26 protein-coding genes, 1 tRNA gene and 1 pseudogene are annotated in these 24,136 nt (G+C 72.4%); 14 read left to right on the forward strand and 14 right to left on the reverse strand.

The features are described 5' to 3' along the window. Positions 1-146: 146 nt before the first annotated feature. Entirely contained in the window at positions 147-557 is a 411-nt protein-coding gene (locus B079_RS0106760) for a rodlin (protein ID WP_018545019.1), read from the reverse strand. 257 nt (positions 558-814) lie between these two features. Between B079_RS0106760 and B079_RS0106765 the strand changes: the two genes are divergently transcribed. The 4 genes from B079_RS0106765 (at position 815) to B079_RS0106780 (ending at position 4,415) form a co-directional block, all read left to right on the forward strand. Continuing rightward, positions 815-1,225: a rodlin gene (locus B079_RS0106765; RefSeq protein WP_018545020.1), complete on the forward strand. Its 411-nt coding sequence runs from the start codon at positions 815-817 to the stop codon at positions 1,223-1,225. A 294-nt stretch (positions 1,226-1,519) separates the two neighbouring features. Then, positions 1,520-1,747: a chaplin ChpD gene (gene chpD / locus B079_RS0106770; RefSeq protein ID WP_026248425.1), complete on the forward strand. Its 228-nt coding sequence runs from the start codon at positions 1,520-1,522 to the stop codon at positions 1,745-1,747. Positions 1,748-1,868: 121 nt separating this feature from the next. Further along, a complete protein-coding gene (locus B079_RS0106775; protein ID WP_018545022.1) occupies positions 1,869-2,912 on the forward strand; it encodes a chaplin in 1,044 nt (347 codons plus the stop codon). Between the two features lie 279 nt (positions 2,913-3,191). Further along, positions 3,192-4,415, forward strand: coding sequence for a glycoside hydrolase family 26 protein (locus B079_RS0106780; RefSeq protein ID WP_018545023.1), 1,224 nt, complete (start codon positions 3,192-3,194; stop codon positions 4,413-4,415). Here the strand turns inward: B079_RS0106780 and B079_RS0106785 are convergent. The 8 genes from B079_RS0106785 to B079_RS0106820 all read right to left on the reverse strand — a co-directional run bounded on the left by B079_RS0106785 (position 4,412) and on the right by B079_RS0106820 (position 13,869). Beyond that, positions 4,412-5,545: a GNAT family N-acetyltransferase gene (locus B079_RS0106785; protein ID WP_018545024.1), complete on the reverse strand. Its 1,134-nt coding sequence runs from the start codon at positions 5,543-5,545 to the stop codon at positions 4,412-4,414. The two genes, B079_RS0106780 and B079_RS0106785, sit on opposite strands and share 4 nt — an antisense overlap. Then, positions 5,542-6,177: a hypothetical protein gene (locus tag B079_RS0106790; RefSeq protein ID WP_018545025.1), complete on the reverse strand. Its 636-nt coding sequence runs from the start codon at positions 6,175-6,177 to the stop codon at positions 5,542-5,544. The genes B079_RS0106785 and B079_RS0106790 overlap by 4 nt, the downstream gene beginning before the upstream one ends. After that, positions 6,174-7,322, reverse strand: a complete 1,149-nt coding sequence (locus B079_RS0106795; protein WP_018545026.1) for a glycosyltransferase — start codon at positions 7,320-7,322, stop codon at positions 6,174-6,176. Before B079_RS0106795 ends, B079_RS0106790 begins: the two co-directional genes overlap by 4 nt. Further along, on the reverse strand, positions 7,319-8,011 hold the full coding sequence (locus B079_RS0106800; protein WP_018545027.1) for a polysaccharide deacetylase family protein: 693 nt from the start codon (positions 8,009-8,011) through the stop codon (positions 7,319-7,321). The genes B079_RS0106795 and B079_RS0106800 overlap by 4 nt, the downstream gene beginning before the upstream one ends. A gap of 67 nt (positions 8,012-8,078) precedes the next feature. Further along, positions 8,079-9,890, reverse strand: coding sequence for a lipid II flippase MurJ (locus B079_RS0106805; RefSeq protein ID WP_018545028.1), 1,812 nt, complete (start codon positions 9,888-9,890; stop codon positions 8,079-8,081). After that, entirely contained in the window at positions 9,887-11,266 is a 1,380-nt protein-coding gene (locus tag B079_RS0106810; protein ID WP_018545029.1) for an O-antigen ligase family protein, read from the reverse strand. The genes B079_RS0106805 and B079_RS0106810 overlap by 4 nt, the downstream gene beginning before the upstream one ends. A gap of 3 nt (positions 11,267-11,269) precedes the next feature. After that, positions 11,270-12,685, reverse strand: a complete 1,416-nt coding sequence (locus B079_RS0106815) for an exopolysaccharide biosynthesis polyprenyl glycosylphosphotransferase (RefSeq protein ID WP_018545030.1) — start codon at positions 12,683-12,685, stop codon at positions 11,270-11,272. Next, positions 12,682-13,869 carry a glycosyltransferase gene (locus B079_RS0106820; protein WP_018545031.1) on the reverse strand — a complete coding sequence of 396 codons (1,188 nt, stop codon included), beginning with the start codon at positions 13,867-13,869 and terminating at the stop codon, positions 12,682-12,684. The genes B079_RS0106815 and B079_RS0106820 overlap by 4 nt, the downstream gene beginning before the upstream one ends. Positions 13,870-14,463: 594 nt before the next feature. On the opposite strand from B079_RS0106820, the gene B079_RS0106825 reads away from it, so the two are divergent. From B079_RS0106825 to B079_RS0106850, 6 genes are all read left to right on the forward strand, one after another. After that, positions 14,464-14,703 (forward strand): chaplin, encoded by a 240-nt coding sequence (locus tag B079_RS0106825; RefSeq protein ID WP_018545032.1) that lies wholly within the window; start codon positions 14,464-14,466, stop codon positions 14,701-14,703. Positions 14,704-14,796: 93 nt separating this feature from the next. Next, positions 14,797-15,084, forward strand: coding sequence for a hypothetical protein (locus B079_RS0106830; RefSeq protein WP_018545033.1), 288 nt, complete (start codon positions 14,797-14,799; stop codon positions 15,082-15,084). A 245-nt stretch (positions 15,085-15,329) separates the two neighbouring features. Continuing rightward, on the forward strand, positions 15,330-15,830 hold the full coding sequence (locus B079_RS0106835; RefSeq protein ID WP_018545034.1) for a DUF5949 family protein: 501 nt from the start codon (positions 15,330-15,332) through the stop codon (positions 15,828-15,830). Further along, positions 15,830-16,414: a vitamin K epoxide reductase family protein gene (locus tag B079_RS0106840; protein WP_018545035.1), complete on the forward strand. Its 585-nt coding sequence runs from the start codon at positions 15,830-15,832 to the stop codon at positions 16,412-16,414. The genes B079_RS0106835 and B079_RS0106840 overlap by 1 nt, the downstream gene beginning before the upstream one ends. Positions 16,415-16,512: 98 nt before the next feature. Continuing rightward, positions 16,513-17,034, forward strand: a complete 522-nt coding sequence (locus B079_RS0106845; RefSeq protein ID WP_018545036.1) for a tyrosinase family oxidase copper chaperone — start codon at positions 16,513-16,515, stop codon at positions 17,032-17,034. Next, positions 17,018-17,884, forward strand: coding sequence for a tyrosinase family protein (locus tag B079_RS0106850; RefSeq protein WP_018545037.1), 867 nt, complete (start codon positions 17,018-17,020; stop codon positions 17,882-17,884). Before B079_RS0106845 ends, B079_RS0106850 begins: the two co-directional genes overlap by 17 nt. Positions 17,885-17,989: 105 nt before the next feature. Here B079_RS0106850 and B079_RS0106855 read toward each other — a convergent pair whose 3' ends face one another. Both B079_RS0106855 and B079_RS0106860 read right to left on the reverse strand, forming a co-directional pair. After that, a complete protein-coding gene (locus tag B079_RS0106855; protein ID WP_018545038.1) occupies positions 17,990-18,298 on the reverse strand; it encodes a chaplin in 309 nt (102 codons plus the stop codon). Positions 18,299-18,475: 177 nt separating this feature from the next. Beyond that, a complete protein-coding gene (locus B079_RS0106860; RefSeq protein ID WP_026248427.1) occupies positions 18,476-19,435 on the reverse strand; it encodes a D-2-hydroxyacid dehydrogenase family protein in 960 nt (319 codons plus the stop codon). A gap of 236 nt (positions 19,436-19,671) precedes the next feature. Here B079_RS0106860 and B079_RS31455 point away from each other — a divergent pair, with 236 nt between their 5' ends. From B079_RS31455 to B079_RS0106880, 4 genes are all read left to right on the forward strand, one after another. Further along, positions 19,672-20,088 (forward strand): hypothetical protein, encoded by a 417-nt coding sequence (locus tag B079_RS31455; protein ID WP_018545040.1) that lies wholly within the window; start codon positions 19,672-19,674, stop codon positions 20,086-20,088. A gap of 259 nt (positions 20,089-20,347) precedes the next feature. Beyond that, positions 20,348-21,178: a hypothetical protein gene (locus B079_RS0106870; protein ID WP_026248428.1), complete on the forward strand. Its 831-nt coding sequence runs from the start codon at positions 20,348-20,350 to the stop codon at positions 21,176-21,178. Next, on the forward strand, positions 21,175-21,549 hold the full coding sequence (locus B079_RS0106875) for a winged helix-turn-helix domain-containing protein (protein WP_018545042.1): 375 nt from the start codon (positions 21,175-21,177) through the stop codon (positions 21,547-21,549). The genes B079_RS0106870 and B079_RS0106875 overlap by 4 nt, the downstream gene beginning before the upstream one ends. A gap of 97 nt (positions 21,550-21,646) precedes the next feature. Then, entirely contained in the window at positions 21,647-22,114 is a 468-nt protein-coding gene (locus B079_RS0106880; protein WP_018545043.1) for a DUF4240 domain-containing protein, read from the forward strand. A gap of 6 nt (positions 22,115-22,120) precedes the next feature. On the opposite strand, the pseudogene B079_RS33695 reads toward B079_RS0106880, so the two are convergent. The 3 genes and pseudogenes from B079_RS33695 to B079_RS0106890 all read right to left on the reverse strand — a co-directional run. Beyond that, positions 22,121-22,321 (reverse strand): annotated as a pseudogene (locus tag B079_RS33695) (UTRA domain-containing protein); the annotation flags it as partial. A gap of 177 nt (positions 22,322-22,498) precedes the next feature. Beyond that, positions 22,499-23,359: a PmeII family type II restriction endonuclease gene (locus B079_RS33700; protein ID WP_078495867.1), complete on the reverse strand. Its 861-nt coding sequence runs from the start codon at positions 23,357-23,359 to the stop codon at positions 22,499-22,501. A 557-nt stretch (positions 23,360-23,916) separates the two neighbouring features. Further along, positions 23,917-23,989 (reverse strand) — tRNA-Arg (locus tag B079_RS0106890). Positions 23,990-24,136 lie beyond the last annotated feature (147 nt).

A 24,136-nucleotide genomic window follows, 5' to 3' on the forward strand; every position in this document is an offset into this window, starting at 1 on the left:
CCCCTCGTTCGTGGAGTCACGCCCAAGTCCCTTGACGCGCATGCCCGTTCACCGTCCCCCGGACATGCCGACGGGCCGCCGATCGCTCGGCGGCCCGCCACGCGGGGCCCACGAGGGGCCCCGCACATCTCCGGATCAGTGGCTGATCAGTTGTTGCCGGCGCCGTTGCCGGACAGGGCGGAGATGTCGTCCAGGATGTGCGACAGCGGCTCGTCGCCCTTGGCCTGGGTGGAGTTCTCGACACACTGCTGGTTCTGCGGCGAGGACAGGATCGGGATGTCCTGGACACCGACGTTGAGCAGACCCACCAGGGACTGGGCGTTGACCTTCGCGGGCAGACCGATGCAGGGCTTGTTCAGCGAACCCTGGATGAGCGCCATCTGCGGGCTCATGTTGCCGTAGGTGGCGGAGTTGCCGAACGCCTGCGAAGCACCGTTTCCGCTGAACGACGTGGTGCCCGTGTCGTTGCCGATGGCCAGGGCCGGCGACGCGGCGACTGCGGACGCACCGACAACGGAGGCGGCGACCGCGGCGGCGGCCAGAACCTTCTTGATCACTTGCGATTCCCTTCTGGAGAAACCCCGTCACCGGAGTGCCCGGATCAACTGCCCCGCCCGCCGTGGGGTTCCTCCCGTTCACTCCGATGGCCCACAGCCGATACGCCCGAAAGCCCGGGTTTCCAAGGAAAATCCGTATCCACGCCGCGCCGCGCCGCGATCCGATCGGGTGACATACCGCAACCATTTCGCCGCCCCGGGGTTGATGCCGGTCAGGAACGTGCGTCTTGGCGTGGAGCCAGGGAAAGGAAAGCGAAATGCTGAAGAAGGCAATGGCCGCGGCCGCGGTCGCCGCGTCCTTCATCGGGGTGTCGGCGGCTGCCGCCCCCCAGGCCCTCGCCATCGGTAACGACACCGGCACCACGTCGCTGAGCGGCAACGGTGCCTCGGAGGCGTTCGGCAACAACGTCACCGGCGGCAACCTCAGCCCGCAGGCCACCCTGGTCCAGAGCTCGCTGAACAAGCTCTGCGTCGGCCTGCCCGTCAAGGCGGACGTGCAGTCGGTCCTCGCGCTGGTCAACGTGGGTGTCCAGGACGTCCCGGTGCTGTCCTCCCCGCAGAACCAGCAGTGCGCGGAGAACTCCACCCAGGCGAAGAACGACGAGCCGCTCTCCCACCTGGTGGACGACGTCTCCGTCCTCGCGGGCAACGGCGTCGGCAACAACTGACGCCTCGCGGCCCGGTCCACCGGCCCGCACCGAAGGCCGCCCCCGCCCGGGGCGGCCTTCGCCGTTTCCCCGTGCTTTTCCGCGATTTCCGCCCCTGTCGAATCCTCCCCGACTGCGCCAACCTGTCAATTCCGTGGAGGCGTTCGAGTGAATTGAGGGGCGACGCGCGTTCCACGGTTTCTTCGGCTGTCTATCCCTCGTTTCACAGCCTGCCGGTCATGGTGCGAGCCGTTCAAGTTGTGCTCGCTCGGTTTCGGCCGACATAAGGACATGACCGCAGAGAAGGGAAACACCATGAAGAAGACCGCTGCTGTCATCGCGGGCGCCATCCTGGCCCTGGGCGGGGCGGCCCCCGCCTTCGCCGACGCCGGTGCCGAGGGTGCGGCCGTCGGTTCGCCGGGTGTCCTGTCGGGCAACGTCATCCAGATCCCGGTGCACGTCCCGGTCAACGTCTGTGGCAACTCGGTCAACGTCATCGCCCTGCTGAACCCGGCGTTCGGCAACGCCTGCGTCAACGGCTGACGCCACCGCCGCGAGGCACCAGCCGCACGGCTGCGTTCAGGCCGGCCCCGGACCGTCGATCCCTTCGAATCTGCGTTCCGGGGCCGGCCTTCCCACTTCTTCGAGCAGGAAGACCACGAGATTGAGACAGACCCTCAGCAAGGGCATCGTCGTGGCCGCCGCAGCGGCCGCGACCGGCGTGCTGTCCTTGTACGGCAGTCAGGCGCTCGCCGATTCGGGAGCGCAGGGCGCAGGACAGCGCTCTCCCGGCGCACTGTCGGGCAACACCCTCCATGTACCGGCTCACGTCCCGGTCACCATCTGCGGCAACACCGTCGACGTGTCGGCGGCGCTCGACCCGGCCCTCGCCGAGTCCTGCGTCACCGGCAAGAGCGCACGCCACCACGACTCCTACGGTGACGACGACTCCGACGACTCCGGCTACGGCTCCGGCGGCCACACCACCCCGCCGCCCGCCTACGGCCACACCCCGGCGCCCGCGACGACCCCGCCCGCGTCCTACGGCCACGACGAGACGACCGCCCCCGCCTCGTACGGCGACGACGACGAGGACGAGACCACCCCGCCGCCGTCCTACGGCCACGACGAGACCACGCCGCCCGCGTCCTACGGTGACGACGAGGACGAGACGACGCCTCCCGCTTCTTACGGGGACGACGACGAGACGACCCCGCCCCCCGCGTACGGCAGTCACGAGACCACGCCGCCCGCGTACGGGGACGACGAGGAGACCACTCCGCCCGCGTACGGCGGCGACGACGAGACCACGCCGCCGCCCTACGGAGGTGAGGAGACCACGCCTCCGCCCACCGGGCACACCACGCCGCCTCCCTACGGCGGCGAGGAGACCACCCCGCCCCCGTACGGCGGCGAGGAATCGACTCCGCCTCCGTACGGCGGTGAGGAGAGCACACCTCCGCCGCACCACAGCACTCCGCCGCCCTACGGTGGCGAGGAGAGCACTCCGCCGCCGCACACACCTCCGCCCCACACGCACCCGCCGCACACTCCGCCGCCGCACGGCGGGCACCACCCGCACAAGCCGTCCCTTCCGCACACCGGTGGACAGGAACGTCTCCTGCTCGGCGCTTCGGCCGCCGGTGCCGTGCTGATCGCGGCCGGTGCGGTGCTGTTCCGGCGAGGCCGGGCAGCGTCCCGTCGGTAGTGCGCCGGGTGCCGGACCCGAGCGCCCGGCACACCGGCGACACGCGGCGCCGTACCGCCACGGCGCCGTACCGAATCCTTCAGCGCCGGAGATGCCCCGGCGCCCCGCCACGCCGTCCGGTGGGAACCGGCCAGCCTGCCGGCCCCTTTGTGTGACCGGCGTCGTTCACCCGGGTGGCAGGAGGCGGCCACCTGAAAGCCCCACCGCGCTGGCGGAGAACCGCTTCCTGTGACTGGGTGTCAGGTACGTACGGGGAGCGGAGAGAAGAGAGGGGCGGTCATGCACGCACCGCGACGACGTGTCCGGCGCGGCCGGCTGACGGCGGCCGTCGCCGCGGTCACCGCCTCGGCGGCGCTGCTGACCGGTTCCGGCTTCGCGGCGCGGGAGGACCCGGAGGTGTCACGGGCGCCCGCCTTCGGGGCCTTCCTGGACTCCGGGCCGCTCGGGGTCGCCCGCATGGCCGAGCTGAGCCGCTGGCTCGGCGGGACCGAGCTGAAGGTCGCCCACACCTATCTGCCCGGCGGTCGCTGGAGCGACATCGAGGGCGACCCCGCCTTCCTCGCCCCCTGGGCGCACTGGCGCCGCGCCCAGGCCGACCGCACGCTCGTGCTCAACGTGCCGCTCCAGGAGCGCAACGAGGAGCATCTTTCCGACGCGCAGGTACGGCAGCTGCTGCGGCAGGGCGCGGACGGCGCGTTCGACCAGCATTTCCGCACCCTGGCCCGGCACCTGGTGGAGCTGAAGGTCCCGGACACCGTGCTCGTGCTCGGCTGGGAGATGAACGGCATCACCTACACCCACCGCTGCGGGCCCGACCCCGAGGCGTGGAAGACGTACTGGAACCGGATCGTCACCGCCATGCGCTCGGTGCCCGGCCAGCGCTTCCGCTTCGACTTCGCCCCGAGCCGGGGCCGGGACGCCGTGCCCTGGACCGAGTGCTACCCCGGCGACGACACCGTGGACATCGTCGGCATGGATTCCTACGACCAGCCGAGCGGGCTCTCCTTCGACGAGCAGGTGAGCGAGCCGTACGGCCTCCAGGCGCACGTGGACTTCGCGCGCGCCCACGGCAAGCCGATCTCGTACCCGGAGTGGGGGCTCTTCCGCAACGGCGACAACGCGGAGTACATGCGGCGGATGCTCGCCTGGTTCGACGAGCACAAGCCGCTGTACAACACGCTCACCGACTACTGCCCGCACGGTGTCTGGCAGTGCTCGGCCAACCCGAGGGCGGCGGCGGTGTACCGGGCGGCGCTGTCGGGCGGGGCGGGGGAGCCGACGCCGAGCGGGACGCCGACGCCGACAGCCACAGCGAGCGGGACGCCGACACCGACGCCCACGCCCACGCCTACGCCGAGCCCGTCGCCCACCGGCTCCCCCGAGCCGTCCCCCACCCCCGAACTCCCGGACGGCTGCTCGCCGTTGCTGCCGGACAGCTGGGTCCAGGAGTGGCTGGGGGAGGGGTTCTGTCTTCCGGCGACCCGGTGGCGGGGGATGCGCTAGCCGCGCCGGAGGTCCTGCCAGCGGTGCAGGACCTCCTTGCCGTGCCGCCGGGCCGCCACGTCGTACAGCGCGGCCGTCAGCAGGGGGACGGTGCGGCGGCGGGCGAGCAGGAGGCGGACGCTGGGGACGGGCTCGGGGCGCCAGTGGTGCTTGTACGGTTCGTCGCCGCGCATGAGGCTCAGGGTGCGGTGGGCGCCGGTGGCGGCGTGGTCGGCGCAGGCGTCCAGCAGTATCACCGCGACGTCCGCGCGCAGGTCGCGCAGCCGGGGGTGGGCGCCGTAGAGGTAGCCGCCCGCCAGGCCGGGGGAGAGCAGGGTGACGTCGACGGCCACCACCTCCGGGCCGAGCAGGAACTCGGTCACCACGGCGTCCCCGGAGCGCGCCATCGCGCCGACCGCGCGCAGCAGGTGCGCGCGGAAGCGCGGGCGCAGATGCTCGGCCGTCACCTTGCGGTCGGCCCACTGGAGCCGGTGGAGTTCCAGGAGGCGGCGCAGCGCGCGGTCGGTGTCACGGGGCCCGGCGACCCGGCGGGTCACGCCAAGGGCGGTCAGCTTGCGGAGCTTGGCGCGCACCCGCTGGGCCTTCTTCGACGGCAGCCGGGCGATCAGGTCGGCCATGGGGGCCGCGGGCAGTTCCAGGCACAGGGAGTCGGGTACCCGGCGGCGCGGTCCGGGCCAGCGGTCGTAGATCCGCTCGGCGGCGCCGCCGGGGCGTACCTCGCGCAGGTCGATCAGCGCGGTGCGGGCGGCGAGGGAGAGTGCGCGGGTGAGGGCGTCGGCGGCGCGGCCGTCGTCGGCGTCGTCGAGGAGGAGGTCGCCGTAGTCGCTGATCGCGCCGCCGAGCGGCACGAGCGCGGTGAGCGGGCTGCGGACCAGGGTCAGCGGGGCGGCGGCGACCAGGTCGGGGCCCGAGCGCACGAGGTGCAGCCGCAGGCGTCCGGGGCGGCCGTAGGAGCGCCACCAGGAGTGCAGCCAGGCGTGGCTCTGGAACGGGGTGGCGGTGGCGCACCGGCGGTGCAGCCGGGTCCAGGCCGGGGCGAGGGCGGCGAAGGCGTCGGGGTCGGTGACCAGTTCGGTGGTGAGCGCGGGGCGGACGGTGCGGGCGGGGCGCGCCGCGTAGGTGGCCGTCACCGCAGGCCGGCGGCGTCGGCGGCGGCCGGGGCGGGCAGCGTGGCCGGGCGGCCGGGTTCCGGTTCGGGCCATCGGCGCGGCCGGACCAGCAGCGCGAGACCGCCGAGCAGACCGCCCGCGCTCGCCCCGACCAGGCCCGTCACGGCGGGCGAGGCCGAACTCGGCTCGGTGGGCGCGACCGCCCGCGCGAACTGGCGCAGTTCCACATGGGTGTCGGCCGCGGCGTCGCCCGCCTGCGCGGTGAGGGCTGCGGCGACCGCGTTGGCCATGGCGGCGGCCCGCGCCGGGCGGGTGGCGGTGGCGGAGACGGCGACCATGGGCGCGTCCGGCGAGGTCGCCGTGCGCACGCTCTCGCGCAGGGTGTCCACGCCCGCCCCCGCCTTCGCCTGTGCGGCCGCGAGCACGCCGGGCTGGGTGGCGATCCGGCCGTACGCCTGGGCGAAGCCGAGCGCCGAGCCGGTGTCGGACCGCTCGGTGGGCACGGCGACGACATAGCTGGTGGCGGTGTACGTGGGCGGCTTCACCAGGCCGTACGCGCCGCCGAGCAGCCCGCCCGTGACGACCCCGGCCGCCACCAGCGACCAGGACGGCAGACGGGAGAGACGGGGACGCCGGTGTGGGTTCTCGGTCATGAGGGGCTGCCTCTCAAGGGGGTGCGGGACGAGGGGACGAGTGCTGCCGTGTAGACGTCCATCAGCCGGGCGGCGCTGCGGGTGACGCAGTAGTGGCGGGCGGCCTCGGGCGCGGTGCGCGGGCCCGGTCCGGCGGCGCGGACCCCGGCGAGCGCGGCGGCGTACGCCTCGGGGTCGCAGGGGATGCGTACGGCGTCCGGGGCGGCCCCGGACGGCAGGTCCTCGACGGCGGGACAGGAGGAGTGGCGCACCGGAAGCCCGGCCGCCAGCGCCTCCACGACCGCCAGACCGAACGCCTCCTCCGGGGACGGCGAGGCCAGTACGTCCATCGCGGAGGTCAGCGCGGGCAGGTCCGGGCCGTCCGACTCGTGGGCCAGATAAGGCCGTTCACCGGCGAACACCACCCGCTCCGCGACCCCGGCCTCCTCGGAACGGCGCCGCAGTTCGCTCTCCTCGGGGCCGCCCCCGACCAGCAACAGCCGGGTGTCGTGCGGGAGTTGGGTGAGGGCCTGGACGAGTACGTCGAAGCGCTTGCCCGGGGCCAGCCTGCCGATCCCGCCGATCACGAACGCGTCCTCGGGAAGGCCGAGTTGGGCGCGGGCGCGTTTCCGTGCGGCCGGGTCGAAGCGGAAGCGGCCGAGGTCGATGCCGTTCGGTACGACCGCGATGCGCGGCTCGGGCACGCCCCACCGGGTCAGCCGGGCCGCGACCGTCGGGGACACGGCGACCGTGGCCCGGCCCAGGCGCTCCCCGGCCAGATACAGCGCACGTACCCCGGAGTTGAGCGGGCGGCCCTCCATCTGTGAGTCGCCCAGGGAGTGTTCGGTCGCCACGATTGCGCGCACCCCGGCGAGCCGGGCGGCCAACCGGCCGTAGAGGCAGGCCCGGTAGAGGTGGGTGTGCACGAGGTCGTAGTGGCCGCGCCGGATCAGCCGGGCCAGCCGGGGCAGCGCGGCCAGGTCGCGGTTGCCGCCCATGGCGAGGTCGGTCACCCGCACCCCGTCGGCCCGCAGCCCGTCGGCCACCGGGCCCGGGTTGGTCAGCGTCACCACATCGCACTCGACGGGCAAGTGGCGCAGCATCAGCCTGAGTTGCTGCTCCGCGCCGCCCACGCCGAGCCCGGTGATGATGTGCAGCGCCCTCATCGCGGACCCGGCACGGGACGGCGGCGCAACCGGTGCAGCCGGTACTTCAGGAACAGCCGGGCGGCGGTGTCGCTCTCCCCGATGTGCACACGGGGGAGCGCGTACGGACCGGTCAGCGGGCCCGGGTCGATGGCGCAGGCGTACGCGTACCCGGCGGCGCGCACCGCGTCCCGCACCCGGCGGTCCACGGTGCCGTACGGATAGCAGAAGCCGTCGGCCGGGCTGCCGGTCAACTCGCCGAGCAGAGCGCGGCTTTGCTGGATCTCCTCGGTCAGGACGCGGTCGTCGGCGCGGGTGAGGTCGAGATGGGTCAGACCGTGCGAGCCGATCTCCATCCCGGCGCGCCGGGCCTCGCGTACGGCGTCGGCGGTGAGCAGCGGCTTGCACGGGCCGGGCCGGTCCCAGGAGTTGTCGCCGCCGAGCCTGCCGGGCAGCACGAACAGGGTGGCCGTGCACTCCCAACGGGCCAGCACCGGAAGGGCGTCGGTGAGGAAGTCGGCGTACCCGTCGTCGAAGGTGAGGCCCACCAGCTGGCGCCCCTCACCCCGCGCGCGGGCCGCCAGCAGCTCGGCCACGCTCACCCCGCGCAGCCCGCGTCCGCGCAGCCAGCGCAGCTGCCGCTCCAGCCGGGCGGGGGTGACGGTGACGCGGTACGGATCGTCGGAGCGGTCGCCGACCGAGTGGTACATGGCGATCCATGGGACCGGGCCGGGTCTGGCCCGCCCCGGGGAGCGGTCGCGGGGCAGGGACGCGGACTCAACGGAAGACGGCATGGGCGAGCCTTCGGGTGTGGGTGCGTACGGAACGGAGGGCGGATGCGAGGCCCGGGGCGCCCCGGGGCAGGCCGAGCAGGGCGAACACGGCGGCGACGGTGACGGACCCGGCCGCGAGCCCGGTGAGCGCGCCGCCGGGCAGGCTCGCGGCGAACGCCCCGGCGGGCGCGGCCACGACGGCCCCGCGCAGCGGGCGGCTCAGCTCGGCCAGCACCCGCCGGACCCGGACCGGCACCCCGCGCCGTACCCCGCGTCGCCGCGCGCGCATCCCGCCGAGCAGCAGGGCGGCGGTGAGCGTGATGCCGGTGGCGTTGGCGGCGGCGATCCCGGCCACGCCCCAGGTGCCGACCGTCGCCGCGCCGATCCAGGCGGTGACCGCGACCCCGGCGGCGATGGCACCCACCGGGTACCAGGCCGCGCGGCCCGCCGAGAAGTAGGAGCGGACCAGGACACCGGTCAGGGTCTGGCCGAGCAGCCCGGCCGCGTACACCCGCATCACGCCCGCCGTCGCCGCCGTGTCCTCGACGGTGAACGCGCCGCGCTGGAAGAGCAGTCGGACGATCTGCGGCGCACAGGCCAGCACCGCCGCCGTGCCGAGCAGCACCAGCGTGGCCGCGACCGCGAGGTCCCGCTCCACCCGGACCCGGGCCCGCTCGGTGTCGCCCTCGGCCAGCGCCCGCGCCACCACCGGGAAGGTGACCGTGCACAGCATCATCGACATGGTCATCGGGATCTGGGCGATCTTCTGGGCGTAGTTGAGATGCGAGATCGCCCCCGAGGGCAGCCCCGAGGCGAGGAACCGCTCGATCAGCACCTGCGACTGACGGCACAGTGCGAACAGCAGGACGGTGGCCATCAGTGGGAGGTCCACGCGCTGGCCCTGCGGGGCGGGGCATGGTTCGACGGACAAGGGTGCGTCGGTCTCGCGGATGCGTAAGCGCCGTACCAGGAAAGGCAGTTGAAGCAGCACCATCAGGACTCCGCCCAGCGCCACTCCGAACGCGGCCGAGCGCACTCCCCAGGCCCCGCCGAGGGCGAACATCGCCGTGACGATGCCGGTGTTGTAGGCCACGTAGATCGCCGCCGGGGCCAGGAAGCTGCGGTGGGCGCGCAGGGCGGCGCTGCAGTACCCCGCGAGTCCGAAGCTGACCACGCAGGTCGCGGTGAGCCGGGTGCAGTCCACGGCGAGCGCGGGATCGGGCAGCCCGGGCGCCAGCACCTCCACGAGTCCCGGCGCGGCCGTGGCGAGCAGCGCGCCCACCACGGTGAGGGCGAGGGCGAGGCGGGGCAGCGTATGGGCGACGAGCGAGCGCACCGGATCGCCCGACGCCCCGCGCGCCCGCCGCGCCAACGCCATGCTGAACGCCGGGATCAGCGCGAACGCCAGCCCGTCCTCGATGAGCAGCGTGGCCGCGAACTCCGGCACCGTCCAGGCGACCAGGAACGCGTCGGTGTCCTGGCCCGCCCCGAACAGCCGCGCCAGCGACTGGTCCCGCACGAGCCCGAGCACGGCACCCGCCGCGGAGAGGGAGGCGGTCAGGAGAGCGGCACGGGCGAGGAAGCGGGGGGTGGCGGCTTCCGCCGACGGCGTGGGGGTGGTGGGGCGGACGGGGTGCGGTGGGGCGGGGGCCGGGCCGGTTTTCGACAGGGGCACCGGGCCGGACCTCGGCAGGGATGCCGGATCGGTCTCCGGCAGGGGCACCGGGCCGGACCTCGGCAGAGCCGCCAGGTCGGTCTCCGGCAGGGGCACCGGATCGGTCTCCGGTACGGGCTCCGGGAGCGGGGTGATGGTCACAGGACTCCGGCCTCCCTCGCCACCGGAACGCGCCCGGCGGACACCGACCCCACCGCGACCCGAGCGGCGCGCTCTTGCTCCGCCCCGCCGACCAGCGCCCACCACGCCACCAGACCCAGCGCCACCGCCGTCAGCACGGTGGAGGGCCCGCCGATGTCGGCGTACATGAAGTCCACCAGCAGCCAGATCAGCAGGCCGCAGCCGATGACCCCGTACTCGCGGCCCCCGGTCGTACGGGCCGTCCACAGCCCCCGCAGCCCGAGCGCCAGCAGTGCCAGCCAGGAGCCCACGAGGCACAGCAGGCCGGTCAGGCCCTGTTCGCCGAGGACGAGGAGGTACATGTTGTGCGGGGAGAGCAGCGGCTGGCGGCGGAAGCCCGTGCCCGCGCCCGCCGTGTCGCTGCCGGAGGACAGCGCCAGCGAGGCGTGCCCGTCGCGGTACTCGGGGAAGCCCTTCAACCCCACGCCGGTCAGCGGGTGTTCACGCCACATGCCGGTCGCCGCCGCCCACATGGTGTACCGGTCGGTCACCGACTGGTCCGGCGCGTCCGCCACCTGCGTGATGCTGTCCAGCCGCTCCTGGAGCATCGCCGTACCCACCCCGAAGCCGCCCACCAGCACCACCCCGGCCGCCAGCGCCACGGCGCCCACCTTCAGCGCCCGGCGCGGCCCGGACAGCACGAGCTGCACGGTGAGCGTCAGGACGGTCGCGATCCAGGCACCCCGGCTGAAGGACAGCGCGAGCGGGAGCAGGAGGACGAGGGCGCAGACCCCGGCGATCGCCCGCTCCCGAGGGGACGGCGAGCTGGATTCCGGTGTCGAAGCCGACCTCCCGCCCAGCGCCACCCCCACCGCGCAGATCAGCCCGAACGACACCACCGTCGCCATCCCCATCACGTCCTGCGCCCCGAAGGTGCCGACGGCGCGGATGTTTTCGCCCTGGTAGGAGGCGCCGGTCGCGGTGACGTACTGCTTCACCCCGACCGCCCCCTCCCACAGCGCGAACCCGATCAACGCCCAGACCAGCAGCCGGACATCGCGCCGGTCGCGCAGGAGCAGCACCACGGCCGCCGGGACCAGGACGAAGATCTGGAGGTAGCGGCCGAGGCCCGCGAGCCCCGCGCCGGGCGCGACCGCGCCCATCGCGGCCAGCGCCGTACCGGCCACGGGCAGCCCGAGGACCACCGCGGCCGTACGGGACAGCGGGCGCCGCCGCTCGCGCAGCAGCCGCAGGACGCAGTACCCGACGACGAGCGCGGAGGCGGCGTCGGCCGGTCCGGCGCCCCCGTCGTCGCCCGACGCGGGGAGCGCCAGGAGGGCGACGACGGCGAGCACCGGCAGGACCGGACGGCGCGACAGCCACAGGGCGAGACTCATCGGTCAGCTCCCGGTGGAACGCACGAGCACGGCGGCCGTGCGCAGCAGGATGCAGACGTCCTGCCACAGCGACCAGGTGTCGATGTACGCGTTGTCGAAGCGGGCCCGGTCCTCGATCGAGGTGTCCCCGCGCAACCCGCTGACCTGCGCGAGCCCGGTGACCCCGACCCGCATCCGGTGCCGGGCGGCGTAGCCGGGGTGGAGCTGGCTGAACCGCGCGACGAAGAAGGGGCGTTCGGGGCGCGGTCCGACCAGGCTCATGTCGCCCCGGAAGACGTTCCACAGCTGGAGCAGTTCATCCAGTGACGACCTGCGCAGGAAGCGGCAGAAGGCGCTCATCTCCGGCTCGCCCGCCACACTCCAGCGCGTCGCGGACTCGCGCTCGTCGACCGGGCGGTGCGTGCGGAACTTCAGCAGCGTGAAGGGGCGCCCGTCCTTGCCGATGCGCTCCTGCCGGAACACCACGCCCGGCCCCTCGGTCAGCCGCAGCACCGCCGCGCACGCCAGCAGCAGCGGACCGCACAGCACCAGCAGGGCGCCCGAGACCGTGACGTCCACCAGCCGCTTGACCACACTGTCCGGCCGCTGCGCGCCCGCGTCGAGACGGCGTACGGCGAACCCGGCCAGCCGCTCGCGCACGCCGTACGCCGGGCCGTCCGCCGCCACCTCCCAGAGGACGCAGCCCGACTCGGCGAGCGCCCGCAGCAGCGGGGCCCGCTCGGTGCGGGTCGCGGGGCCGACGACGAGGACGGTACGCACCCCGTTCTGGATCAGGGCCCGCTCCACCTCCTCCTCACCGGTCAGCACGGGCAGACCGTCGCTGCCGTCGGGGTGGTCCGCGACCACGCCGACCGGCCGCACTCCGCAGCGCGGGTGCCTGAGCAGCGCGGCGGCGACCCGCTGGCCGGTCGCGGCGGGGCCGACCAGCAGGGCCGCGCTCGGCCGCCGCAGCCGCGCGGCCGTACGCCGCCCGCGCACCAGGCCCCGGCCCGCGCAGGTCACCGCCGAGTGCAGCGCCCAGCCGAGCAGCAGGGTGGCGGCGGTCAGCGCCTCGGCCGGTTCGCGGGCCGCGACGAGCGCGGCGAGGGCGAGCCAGGTGACCGCCATCCGGCCGCAGACGGAGGGCAGTTCGTCCAGCCCGCCGGACAGCGCGGACCGGGGACGGGGGCGTGGCAGCAGGGCGCCGCAGATCAGCGCCGCGATCAGCAGCGGGTGGTGCGCGGCCGGGTCCAGCGCGGCGGCGCCCACGAGCGCCCCGGCGAGGTCGGCCGCGAGCAGCGGCAGGGGAGAGGCGGCCCGGGCGGGCGGCCGTCGTACCGGGAGCCGGAAGCCGCGCGCGGCACGGGCCCGTACGACGGGAACCTGGCCCGGCGCCCGGTCCCAGGGCTGCGCGGTGGGGGCGGTGCTTTCCGTGGTCACGAGAGAAGGGACTCCCTGCGCTCGGCGGTCACGGGCGGCCGGGCGCCGAGGAGTTCGCGGTAGAGACCCGCGATCCGCTCGGCGGTGTACCGCACGTCGTGGGTGGACAGGACGTGGCGGCGCCCGGCCTCGCCGAACTCCGCGCGCAGCGGCGCGTCGGTCAGCAGCCCGGCGACCGCGGCGGCCAGCGCGGCCGGGTCCTCGGGCGGCACCAGACACAGCCCGGCCGACGCGGGCGGCAGGCTCTCCCGCGCGCCGTCCACGTCCGCGAGCACCACGGGCCGCCCGCAGGCCAGCGCCTCCAGCGGGGCGAGCGCCATGCCCTCCCAGCGCGAGGGCAGCACCACCAGATCGGCTGCGCGGTACCAGGGCCGTACGTCACGCACCGCGCCCGCGAACAGCACGCCCGGGCCCGCCGCAGCGCGCAGCGCCGCCCGGTCCGGGCCGTCGCCGACCAGCGCCAGACGCGCGCCCGGCACCTCGGCCCGCACCCGCTCCCAGGCGCGCAGCAGCACGTCCTGGCCCTTCTGGCGGCAGAGGCGTCCCACACAGACGGCGAGGGGAGCGGTGCCGGGGTCCGCGCCGGGGTCCGCCGCATCGAGTCCGGGCAGCGCGGCGCGGGCCGGGCCTGCCGGAGCCGGGCAGAAGCGCACCGGGTCGACCCCGTTGGGGATCACGGCGTACGCAGCGCGCACCCCGGCGCGCAGCCCCCGCCCGCGCTCCGCCTCGCTGACACACACCACACGGTCGGCCCAGCGGGCCCCGAACCGCTCCCAGCGCCGGGCGAGCGCGCCGGTGATCCCGTCGGCCGCCTCGAACGACCAGGCGTGCGGCTGGAAGACGGTCGGGACACGGCCGCGCAGGGCGAGCCGTGCGGCCAGCCCGGCCTTCGCACTGTGCGCGTGCACCAGGTCGGGCCGCGCCTCCGCTATCAGACGCCCGAGCCGCCGCACCTCGCCCCGCAGCCCCGGGCCGGGCGCCCTTACGGCGGACCACTCCCGCACCTCGGCACCCAACTCCCTTGCTTTCTCTGCCAGTTCGCCGTCGGGGCAGCCGACGGCCACCCGCAGTCCCGAGGCGAGCTGAGCCCGTACGAGGTCCAGGACGACCCGGGCGACACCGCCGTCGACGGGTTGCGCCAGGTGCAGGACCCGGGGGCGGAAGTCGGGGGGTGGCTGGTGCATGTCGCGGACTACCTCGCTCACGGAAAGGGGCGCTCGGGGCTGCGGTCGCGGCCGGGGCGCCAGGGGCTTGGGAGGGGGAGCGCGTCGTACTGCCGGGCGCCCCTCACGGAGCGGAATCCACGGGTCCTCGTCGCGTCCCCGAGGGGAACGAGAGGAAAGCCCCGCTGGTCACCGCCCTGCGCGCCCGCCGTGACCGAGACCCGACAGGTGCGAGCGGCACCCTCGGGTAACAGCCGTATCCACCGCTCGACCCGGGGCAGTACGGGCCCCGCCGTACCGGTCGTGCGCGCCACTACGCCATTCGGGGGAGAAAGCGGGTCGCGCCCGCGCCCGGCGCACGACCGCGCCCGAGGGGGAGCGCACGTGGCGCGCCCTTCTCCCGAGGCCCATCCCGGGCAGGAGTCCCGGGCCGGAGATCGAGTCGCTGATCGAGTCATCAATAAGGCGAATCGGGGCAACTGTGCCGGATCGGCGAGAGTGCCCCGCACGCGCTTCACTCCTTTGGCGGCACAACCCCCGGGGGGTGCCACGCGTTGACACAGCGTCGGGCATCCCGCCCGGACGTTTGTCTCGATTTGCAAGGAGCACTTCTCCATGTCGCGTATCGCCAAGGGCCTGGTCCTGACCTCCGCCGCCGTCGCGGCCGTCGCCGGCGGTGCCGGTGTGGCTGCCGCCGACGCCGGTGCCAGCGGTGTCGCCGCCGGCTCCCCCGGCGTTCTGTCGGGCAACGTCATCCAGGTCCCGGTCCACATCCCGGTCAACGTCTGCGGCAACACCATCGACGTCATCGGCCTGCTGAACCCGGCCTTCGGCAACACCTGCGTCAACGACTGATCTCGCGGCGCACCCCTTCGGCCGGCCGTCCGCCCGCGCATCGACCGCGGGCGGGCGGCCGGTTTCCGTGAGTTGCCGTAGAGAGGAACCAAGATGAAGTCCCTGAAGGTCGCCGCCGTGCTCGCCGGTTCCGTCGCCCTCACCGGCGCTGCCGCGCCCGCGTTCGCCTACACCGGCGATCTGACCCCCTCCAGCCTCAACGGCGCCGTCGACCAGGTCGCCAAGGGCGGTCTGACCGTGCGCGACGTGATGCCGCTCCAGCACCAGTCGAACGCCCTCGACACCGAGAACAAGACGTCCGTCCTGAACACCGTCAACGGCGCGACGACCGCGCTCAACCAGCCCAACCAGCTGCTCGGCGGCCTGCCCCTCAAGGGGTGATCCGGTACCGGAGACGTGGGGAGGGGCCGGTCCCACAGGACGGGGGACCGGCTCCGTAGGGCGAGGGACCGGCTCCGTGGCGTCGGCGCGCCCTTGCGGGCTCGGTGGCTCAAGCCCCCTGACGTGCCCCGCCCTCCGCCGTGTTCGAGCCCGCTTCCCTCGTTCGTGTGGAGCACCCCGGGCCGCTCATCCGGAAGGGTGAGAAGCCGCCCGAACCCGCCCCGACCCGTCGATAAGGTCGCGCGGTGACCTCAACCTCAAGCGACGCCCCCGCCTTCCGCGGCACCGACCTCGGCACCCTGGTCCTGCTGGCCTGGAGCGGCGAGGCCCCCGACGGCTACGACATGCCCTATCTGCTGGCCTACTCCCTCGGGGACGCGGCGGGCGGTCCGCTCGTCACCGCCGCCGCGGTCCACCAGCTGCTCACGCTCAACGGCCTGCCCGTCGGCGGCGAGGTGATCGACGGCGCCACCCGGCCCAGCCTCCCCGTCACCCTGCTCGTCGAGGCGGGCCAGGCCGTCGTCAACATGCCGCAGCTCGTCGCCCAGGCCGACGCGCCCCCGGAATGGCTCGCCGCCGTCGCCCACCGCGGCTACGCCTACCTCGTCTTCACCACCCGCGCCTGGCCCCAGGGCCGCCCCGGAGTGCCCGTCACCCCGGCCGCCCTGGCCGCCTTCGCCGGAGCCGAGGAGACCCTGCACACGGCCGCGCACCTCATGCTCCCGGCCCGCAGCCTGCGCGGCTGATGCCCCGGGCCCGGGCGGGCGGCCGGGGCCCCGGACTGCTGCTCGTGCTCACCGGGGCGGCCGGACTGCTCGCCTCCTGGGTCATCACCCTGGACGAGTTCAAACTCCTGAAGGACCCGGCCTTCGTCCCCGGCTGCAGCCTGAACCCGGTCGTCTCCTGCGGCAGCGTGATGAGGAGCGCCCAGGCGTCCGTCTTCGGCTTCCCCAACCCGATGCTGGGCCTGGTCGGCTACGCCGTCGTCGTCTGCGTGGGCACCGGTCTGCTGGCCGGTGCCCGCTACCCCGGCTGGTACTGGCTGGCGTTCTGGGCCGGGTGCCTGTTCGGCGTCGGCTTCGTCTCCTGGCTCCAGTTCGAGTCGCTGTACCGGATCGACGCGCTGTGCCTGTGGTGCTGTCTGGCCTGGGCGGCGACGATCGTCCTCTTCTGGTACGTCACCTCACTGGTCGTCCGCGAGGGCCGGCTCCCCGCGCCGGGCCCGGTACGCGCCTTCCTCGCCGACTTCACCTGGCTCCTCGCGCTGCTCCACCTCGCCGTCGTCGGCGTCCTCGTCCTCACCCGCTGGTGGGACTTCTGGACCGGCTGACCAGGGCCCTCCAACCCGGATGGCCCTGCGGCGGTGACTAGGCGCGGCCCGCGCCGGTTACCGGTACCGACATCCGATCCGCGACGAGGAGTTGAGACATGGCTGTCGGTGCCGGTGACACAGCGGTGGGGGCGGGAACGCCGACCGGAGCGGGTACGAGGAGACCGTCACGGCGGGACCTGGCGCGAGGACTGCTGGCCTCCGCCGCCGCCCTCGCCCTGACCCCGGTGATCGCCGCCTCCCGCCCGCTGCCCCCGGGCGACCCCTCGGACGCCGTCTTCGACGAGACGTACCGGGGCCGCCACATCCAGGGCTACGCCGTCCCCTCCCTCACCCGCCGCGCCGGCGAGGGCGACTGGCAGATCACCGTGGACGGCAGCCCGCTGCACCTCATGCGGCGCGCGGACGGCACCTGGATGAGCATGGTCGACCACTACACGTCGTACCCCACGCCCCTGGAGGCGACCCGAGCGGCCGTCGACGAGCTGGGCCCCGGGCGGCACGTGCGGGATCTGGCGCCGGGGCCGGTCGGCGCGATGCGCCACTCGGGCGGCGGCACGGTTCGCCCGGGCGGGATGACGGACGAGATGGCGGGGGGCTCGCATGGCGTACACGCGTAAGAACGTCACCACCCTCACCGCGAGCGAGCGCCGCCGGTTCGTCAACGCGCTCCTCGAGGTGAAACGGCGCGGCGAGTACGACGCGTTCGTGCGCACGCACGTCGACTACTACACCTCCGACGGCGAGAAGGGCCTGCGCGCGGCCCACATGTGCCCGTCCTTCCTGCCCTGGCACCGCAGGTTCCTGCTCGACCTGGAGAACGCGCTGCGCCGGGTCGACTCCTCGGTGACCCTGCCGTACTGGGACTGGACCCGGGACCGCTCGATCACCGCCGCGCCCTGGACGGCGGACCTGCTCGGCGGCAACGGACGGCGCTCCGACCGCCAGGTGACGACGGGTCCGTTCGCGTACGGCACCGGGCACTGGACCCTCAAGGTGAACGTCACCGACGGCAAGGCCCTCACCCGCGACCTCGGCCGTGCCGCCAACCCCATCCAGCTGCCGACCAGGAGCGAACTCCAGTCGGCCCTGGACGACCCGGTCTACGACGCCTCCCCCTGGGACTCCACGGCCACCCGGGGCTTCCGCAACAAACTGGAGGGCTGGGGGACCGGCAGCGGCAGCGTCTCCTGGCGCAACCACAACCGGGTGCACCGCTGGGTCGGCGGCGACATGCTCGGCGGCGCCTCCGTCAACGACCCGGTGTTCTGGCTGCACCACGCCTTCCTCGACTACCAGTGGTACCGCTGGCAGCGGGCCCACACCAGCCACCGCTACCTCCCCGCGAACCCGCCCGGCGCGGGGGACAAGCAGCAGGGGCGGATCGTCGCGCGGCTGCAGAAGCTGCCGCCGTGGAATGTCACGCCGGAGTCGCTGGAGGACGTGAGCCGGATCTATACGTACGCCTGAGCCGCGGAGTTCCAAGGGGTGTTTCAGGGGGCTTCAGGGGGTGCGGACAGGGAAGAGCCCCGGCGCTCGGTGTGCCGGGGCTCTGCGGTGACGCGCGGGGGTGACTCAGTTGCCGTAGCCCGAGTCGCCGTAGCCCTCGGGGGCCTCGGGGGCCGCCGGGGTGGTGGGGGCCTCGCCGACGTTGGCGCAGGTGTTGCCGAACGCCGGGTTCAGCAGGCCGACCACGTTGATGCTGTTCCCGCACAGGTTGACGGGGACGTTGACCGGGACCTGGATCACGTTGCCGGACAGCACGCCCGGCGAACCGACCGCGGCACCCTGGGCACCCGCGTCGGCCAGCGCCAGGCCGGCCCCGCCGACCACCACGGCGCCGGTGCCGAGGGCGACGACGGCTGCCTTCGCGATGCGAGACATCACGTTCTCCTTTTGTTGCTCGGGTTGTTGCTCGGGGGAGCGCGGTCGGCGGGTCTGGCCCAGCCGCCGCACTTCCCGTTCAACGGCCCCGGCCGGGACGGGTCACGGGCGACCGGGAAGAGATCCCCCTTTTGCGGCGAAACGGGTCAAGGGGGTGGTAGTGCCCTTGTCCGCGGCTCAGGGGAGCTGCCGTACAGGCGAGCCCGCGAGGTACGCCTCGATGTCCTCCACCGCCTGCCCGTAATACGTCGCGTAGTTGGCCCGCGAGACATACCCGAGGTGCGGCGTGGCCAGCAGCCGCGGCGCGGTCCGCATCGGATGCCCGTCGGGCAACGGCTCGACGTCGAAGACGTCCACCCCCGCCCCCGCGATACTCCTGTTGTGCAGCGCGGCGAGCAGCGCGTCCTGGTCGACGATCGCGGCGCGGGAGGTGTTGACGAGATAGGCGGTGGGCTTCATGAGCGCGAGTTCGGGGGCGCCGATGAGCCCGCGGCTGCGCTCGCCGAGGGCGAGATGCACGGAGACGAAGTCGCTGTCGGCGAGCAGTTCTTCCTTACTACCGGCCAGCTCGACACCGGTGGCGGCGGCCCGCTCGGCGGTCAGGTTCTGACTCCACGCACTGACCCGCATCCCGAAGGCGAGCGCAATCTGCGCCACTCTCGCCCCGATCTTCCCGAGCCCGAGCAGCCCGAGCCGGGCGCCGTGGAGGTCGGCCCCGAGGGTGGACTGCCACAGTCCGCCTTGCCGTAGGGCGTTGCTCTCCTGAACGACCCCACGGGCGAGTCCGAGGATCAGCGCCCAGGTCATCTCCACGGGCGGAGTCGACGAACTGGCGGTTCCGCACACGGTGACACCGTGCTGTGCGGCGGCCTCGTAATCGATGACGCTGTTCCGCATCCCGGAGGCGACGAGCAGCTTCAGCCGGGGGAGCCGGGCGATGAGCGACCCGGGAAAGGGCACCCGCTCCCGGAGCGTGACGACGATGTCGAAGTCGGCGAGGGCGGCGGCGAGGGCGTCTTCGCGGTCGATGTGCTCCCGGAACACGACGACCTCGACGCGCCCCTGGAGCCTGCCCCAGTCGGCGACCTCGGTGGCCACCCCTTGGAAGTCGTCCAATACCGCGCAACGAAGCTGCATGTCATGTCCCCCTGACCGGCTGATCTGTTGCCGGGGCAATTGGATCACGGGGGTTGGTGGACGGTGCGGGCACCGGAGGGCTTCGCATCGCGGGGGTTTCGATCCAGGGGCTGGTGGGTTGTGGACCACGCGGCGTCGGCCCCGGGGCGGGCGGGCACCCGGTGGGCTGAAGTACTCGCCCCCACCTGAGTACGCGCCCCCTGTCCTTCCCCGTCCCGAACGGAAACCCTGCTGTCATGACCCGAGCCCGGAAGTCCCGCATCCCCCAGCCCCTGTGGACCGTCGCCCTGACCGCCACATCGATCGCCCTCTGGACGGCCTGGCTCGGCTGGGACCAACACCGCGACGTCCACCCGGACGGCTCGACGACCGGCCCGTACGAGCCCTGGCAGGTGATCGGCCTGGCCCTGACCTTGCTGCTCCCGGTGTGCTGGGCGGCGTACCGCCGACACTCCCTCGCGGCCACCCTCGGCACCCCGCTCGGCTTGGCCATCGCCTCGTTCTACGACTGGTCGGACGACGACAGCGGGCTCTTCGTGATCGGGGTGGGGTTGGTGGTGGCGGGGAGTCTGGTGGGGTGTCTCGTCGTAACTGCGCTGGTCAGGGGGATGTTTGGGATGGAGGAGGGAGGGGAGCGGGGGTCGCGTGTCTGAACGATGCCTGGTGCGACTGGCGACGCATTGGCGGTGACCCGGTGCTTTCGGTGTGGCAGGTAGGCCGCGAGGGGAGCGGCGGCTGCCCTCTCCTCCGGGCCGACCGCTGTTCCGCCTGGCGTTGCCCGCCGCAGGATCTGTCGGCCCGTCAACTTCCTCTTGATCGCCAAGTACTTTGTGGTGCAAAGTTAAGGGGAGCGGCCAGCCGTTGGCGGTCCGCCCGTGAGCGCTGCCAAAGCGTCGGACACAAGGGGGGCACATGGGGACATCCGTACCGGGCAACGCGGAATCGGAGCCGAGGGCGGCCGCGGCCGCGTTGCTGGCCGCGACGGAAGGTCTCCGGGCGAGGACTCGCACGCAGACCAACGGGGCGTGGGTTCCCCTCCTCGGCTTCGGGCTTCTTGCGCTGGCCGCCGTTCCGGTCGCCCGATACGCCTTCAACTTCGGCGCCCATGGGCGTTACATCGGGTCCTATCCGGCCTTCGCCTACGCCGAGTTGACCGGTCTGTGCGTCGTTCACCAACCGGGAAACCCTTGCCTGAAGGGAGAGTTCGACGGAGCCGTCCTGCGGTTCACGGCATGGGGCGTGTGGTTCGCGCTCCTCCCCCTCGCATGGTTCGTCCTCGCCCGTTGGTATCGCCTGCGCGGCGAGGCCCGAGGTGTCGTACCCCGGCGCGGCATGTGGGTCCGCGCGACCTTCGCGGCCACCGCCGTGATCACGACGGCTCTGTGGGCGCTCCTGTTCGGCAAGGACCAGCCGTGGGAGGCCGGGCTGCTGGAGAACAGCTACGCCTCCCCGTGGTACCTGGTCGGGGTCGGACTTCTGGCCCTCGGCGTGGCCGAACGCAGTTGGATCGCCATGGCGGCCGGCGCCGCTCACGCCATGCTGCTCACGGGGTACCTGGGAGCCTCCTGGGGCACCGGATGGCTTCCCTGGCAGCACCCCGCCCACCCCGGCTGGGCCGACGGGCCGCAGGCCAAGGCCGTCCTGCTCGCCGCGATCCTGCTCCTGGCCGGTCTGTGCGAGTGGACATCGGTCCGCCGCCGGGGCGCCTTCGGCGTCACCGGTGCGGGTACGGTCGTCTCATGAGCGTCGACGACCCGGCCGCTACGCAGGACGACCAGGAGGAACCCCATCCCACTCAGACGCTGGACGACACGGTCCACCAGCGTGTGCGGCTCGGCGTCCTCGCTGTTGCCCGCGAAGCCGACCGGGTCGAATTCAGCTTCCTGAAAAAGCAGTTGGCCGTCACCGACGGAAATCTCTCCCGGCACCTGAAAGTGCTGGAAGAGTCCGGGATGATCACCGTGGAGAAGGGCTACGCGGGCCGACGCCCCCGCACCTGGGTCACCCTCACCCGCGAAGGCACGCAGGCCCTGGACGCCGAACTCCGCGCCCTGCGCGCACTCGTGCTACGCCTTGACGCTCCTCGTCCTGTGCCGGACGGGCCTGATACGTGATCACCTGATCGCCGGGGGAGGGGCCGACCATCACCGTGCACCGTCCTTGCCGTCACCTGTGGATGTCAGACCGCCGTGGCACCCTGCGCTCGTGAGAATGACATGGGCCGACTTCTGGGCGCTGACAGCCACTCTGAACGGCGAGGCCACCCAGGCGAACTGCCGCTGCCTCGCCGAGGAGCTGAGCCACCGCTCCGTCTCCGACATCATCGGCTTCGCGGAACGCCATGCCGAGGCCCTCTACCGCGTCGACCAGGAGCGGTTCGGCAGCCTCCCTGTCGCCGACCTGACAGCCAGAGACGGCCGCCCCTTCCCACAGTCGGCCGATGTGTTCCTGTACGCCCGCTGCGCCGTGGTGGCCGCGGGCCAGGCCGTATGGGAGAGCGTCTTCTCCGACGCCGACAAGTTCGCCCCGTACACCTCCACCGAATACGACGGTGAATGGCTGTTGTACGTGCCGGACACGGCATACGAACTGGCGACCGGCGAGCAGTGGGACCGCTCGACCCGATACTGCTTCGAGAGCTTCTCCAACCGGGACGGTTGGCCACATTTGCGGGACTGAGGCGAGCTAGCTGTTGATGGGGATCTCGCAGTGCGCGGTCGGCACGACGATGTCCGCCGTCTCCACGGGACATCCCTGGCCGCTGTAGTGCGTTCGGCTGATGTGCGTGACGAGCACGGCATTCTGGATGCCGAGTAGCGATGCCTCCTCGGCAGTTGCCTGCCGTGGCTCCGGCTGCTCCACCGCATGACTGACGGTGATACCGATCGCCGACTTTCCGTAACGGCGGTTCGTCTGGTCCCGCTTGCAGGTGAGGAAGCCGCCCTAGTCCGTCCTTACGTACTGGCATGGGAGAGGTCTGCACGGCCTCGCGCTTTGGTGGTTACGCGCCTGCCATACGGCACGCGCCCCGCTTGTGCGGAGGCGCTACCGTCGCTGCGGCAGCTACTTATTTACCCGGCGAAAGAGTCTTGCATAGTCGATCCGGCCTTCACGGTCACCGATCTCAGGCTGTGCCGCCAACGTGAGCCTCTGCAGCAGATCTGGAACCAGGGTGTCGAGAACCTCGGTCCTGAACTCTGAGCACAGAAGAGCGCAAACTTCTCCCACCCTTACGTCATACTCGGGGTCGCCATTTCCGACGCGCTGCCAGAATTCTTTGCTGGCGAGCGTGATGTATTCCTGGCCGGGTGGTTTTGTTGTCGTGGCCCTCCCGTAACAGGGGGCGAAATAGCCCACGAAAGACTTTCCTTGGTCGCGGTACTGTTCCTTTACTCTGACGATGGTGTTCGACAGATTCTTTCGTGAGCTCATAGGCATGCAGTCCCAGCTCATCTTGACCTGGTAGCCGTTGATCGCCCCGTCCGATTCGATGCTCTCGAAGTCAAAATCATCAGGTAGTGCGGGTTCTGTGGCCCCGGGGAAACAGGCTTTGATGATTGCTTCGAGGAGATGCCCAACAGCTTCCTCTTCCGAGGCGTACAACGCGCTTTGTACTTGCAGAGTCGCCCAGTCTCGAACTGTCTCCGCACCGCGAATGCGCAGCAGGAACGGGTTGGTTCGCTTGAGTCGTTCAGAGACTCGAAGCTTTGAGAACCTTTCGCGCATCCGGTTGACGTAGAGTCGCTCGGATTCGGCAACTATGAACGCGGCCCGCTCTCGGTCCAGCTGAAGAATCTGAGAAACTTCGTCAGCCAGTTCAGCGTTTGACGTATGACGCCTGGGCTCTTCGTCGAAGCTCGGAGATCTCTGCGTTGCCGCTGCCAGTTCTTTGCTTGTGGCAGGTGGTGTGATGTCTGGGCGCATGCGACTCTTCTTACCATGGTCTCGCTCCTTGGGGATCGTCTTTCCCGGATCTGGCCATGGGGACCTGTTGCGTACGGCATGCTGAATCAGCTGAAGACAGAGTGCCTAGCGCTTCAGGCAAAGAACGGTGGCGCGCTTGATGCGCCATGAAAATCGGCCGCCAGGCGAGTACCGCCTCGTCCCGTCCTATTTCGTTTGCGCGCGCCACCAACAGTCGGCACGCGAACGGGGCCGCTGTCATCTCTGAGCCCGGGCAGCCCCGCCGGAGGCATGCCTCTTGCTTCTGCTCACAGCACGTAGCGCGCTGCCGACGGGTCCTTGCCGCCTTCGGAGGCCTCGTGGGTGGTGCTGGCGGGTGCCCTGTCGGCAGTGCTCGGAGCTGGCTGATTCTGCGACCGAAGATCTCGACACGTATTCGATACAGCGATGCACCGGAGCCCGGTGACAGTCGGACAGCCTGGAGACTCCCAAACGATCAGGTGGGAAGCCCGGGAGGCTGGCCACGCTCGCTGCCCCCCGACCAGCAAAAAGCCCTCCCGGAGGGAGGGCCAGGAGCGCGCCCCCGGCAGGACTCGAACCTGCGGCCAAGCGCTTAGAAGGCGCCTGCTCTATCCACTGAGCTACGGGGGCCCGATGCGGGTCAAGGATAAAGGTGACTGGTCCCCGACCCTGTCGCCTCGCCTCCGTGGCTCGATGTGGAGGTTCGGTGAAGCGGTCCTGATAATCGCAGGCGGGTACGAATCGTGCATCGCTTTTGCGCCCCGACGCGCCGGGTGT

The sequence above is a fragment of the Streptomyces sp. LaPpAH-108 genome, assembly GCF_000373625.1.
In the GTDB taxonomy this organism is placed as follows: Bacteria; Actinomycetota; Actinomycetes; order Streptomycetales; family Streptomycetaceae; genus Streptomyces.